Here is a 1,330-nt window from a genome sequence, read left to right on the forward strand (position 1 = left end):
GGTCAGACATCCCAGGAGCTTGGATGTCAAGCAGCGGCGGGTTGGGTTCGGTGTGACCAGGCGGTTGCCTGGTCGTAGAGAGTGGTGGTCTTGAGGCAGCCGTGGAGGATGCCGACGAGGCGGTTGCCGACCTGTCGGAGCGCGCTGTTGTGGCCGATCTCGCGGGCGCGGAGTTCGTCGTAGTAGGCGCGGACGGCGGGATCGTGCAGGATCGCGGCGCCGGCTTGTGTGTGCAGGGCGTCGACGAGCCGGTCGTTGTGCACGATGCGGGCGTGGACGGTTTTGGATTTCCCGGACTGTCGGGTGATCGGTGCGGTGCCGGCGTAGTTCTTGCGGGAGCGGGCGTCGGCGTAGCGGCCTGGTGCGTCGCCGAACTCTGCGAGCACCCGGGCGCCGAGGATCACGCCGATGCCGGGTTGGCTGAGGTAGACCTCAGCGTCCGGGTGCTGACCAAAATGCGCCTCGACCTGGCTTTCCATGGTCCGGATCTGGACGTTGAGGGTTTGCAGGATCGCGACCGTGGCGGCGACGGTGGCTGCGTAGGCGCCGGTGACGACCTCGGCCTGGCTCAGGTGCGCGGTGCGCAGTGCCTGCTGAATCGCGGCGGCCTTGGCCGGGATGTCCCGACGGCGAGCCCGTTTGAGTACCGCGCTGATCTGCGACAGCGACAGTCTGGCCGCCGCGGCCGGGGTCGGTGCCTTTGCGAGCAACTCCAGAGTGTCGGCGCCGGTCAGCGTCAGCGGCTGGTAGGCGTCCAAGGCGGCGGGGAAGTACTCCCGCAACGCGGCCCGCAGCCGCAGCATGTGCCGGGTGCGTTCCCAGATCAGCGTCTGGTGCGCCCGGGCCACGACCTTGACCGCCTCGGCAAGGTCGGAATCGGCGGCGACCTGCCGCAGCTGGTGGCGGCGGGTGCGGACCATATCAGCCAGCGCATGCGCGTCGCCCTTGTCACTTTTGGCCCCCGACAGCGACACCAGTTCCCGATGCCGCGCGGCCTGCTTCGGATTCACCCCGAACACCTGATACCCGGCCGCGACCAGCGCCCGCACCCACGGCCCCCGATCAGTCTCGATGCACACCAGCACCTGAGCGGGGTCGGCGTCCGTAGCCAGGAACCCGGCGACCAACTCATGGAACCGAGCCATCCCGTCCACACCCTCGGGCAGCCGCGCCGTGCGCATCACCCGCCCGTGCTGGTCCTGCACCTCCACATCGTGATGATCTTCCGCCCAGTCGTCACCGACGAACAGCACACCCGCCTCCGTCCTGCCGAAAACCCGTCAGCAGCCCCAGGAGAACCAGCGCCCTAATGGACCAGTGCTCACGCCAA

Annotated in this window: 1 protein-coding gene; it reads right to left on the bottom strand. The window is 68.6% G+C overall.

Annotated features, from left to right (window positions below):
• Window positions 1-26: 26 nt before the first annotated feature.
• Window positions 27-1,253, bottom strand: coding sequence for an IS110 family transposase (locus KBX37_RS33875; RefSeq protein ID WP_210779888.1), 1,227 nt, complete (start codon window positions 1,251-1,253; stop codon window positions 27-29).
• Window positions 1,254-1,330: the final 77 nt, after the last annotated feature.

The organism is Micromonospora sp. U56, assembly GCF_018070095.1.
Taxonomy (GTDB): Bacteria; Actinomycetota; Actinomycetes; order Mycobacteriales; family Micromonosporaceae; genus Micromonospora; species Micromonospora purpureochromogenes.